This window comes from Mesorhizobium sp. M7A.F.Ca.MR.148.00.0.0 (assembly GCF_003997735.1).
Lineage (GTDB): Bacteria > Pseudomonadota > Alphaproteobacteria > Rhizobiales > Rhizobiaceae > Mesorhizobium.
This window is the reverse complement of sequence record NZ_RZTB01000661.1, coordinates 1-243: the sequence shown is the minus strand read 5'-3', so window position 1 is coordinate 243 and position 243 is coordinate 1. Positions and strand designations below refer to the sequence as shown.

Here is a 243-nt window from a genome sequence, read left to right as displayed (position 1 = left end):
CGGACTGGCGCCCGCCGGCGCAGATGATCAAGCGCGAAGCCGCCAAGGGCCGCTATTTGCCGACCCATCTTGCCGGCGGCGCGGAGAACCCGCTTGGCGCCCGCGCGCTCTACCTCGGCACGACCGAATACCGCATCCACGGCACCAATCAGCCGTGGACGATCGGCGGCGCGGTGTCGTCAGGCTGCATCCGCATGCGCAACGAGGACGTCGTCGACCTTTATGAGCGGGTCAATGTCGGAA

1 protein-coding gene is annotated in these 243 nt (G+C 67.5%); it reads left to right on the top strand.

Annotation, left to right across the window (positions count from 1 at the left end; genetic code table 11):
* Positions 1-243: L,D-transpeptidase (locus EOB49_RS35725; protein ID WP_164782025.1), on the top strand; the 243-nt coding region annotated here is incomplete at both ends.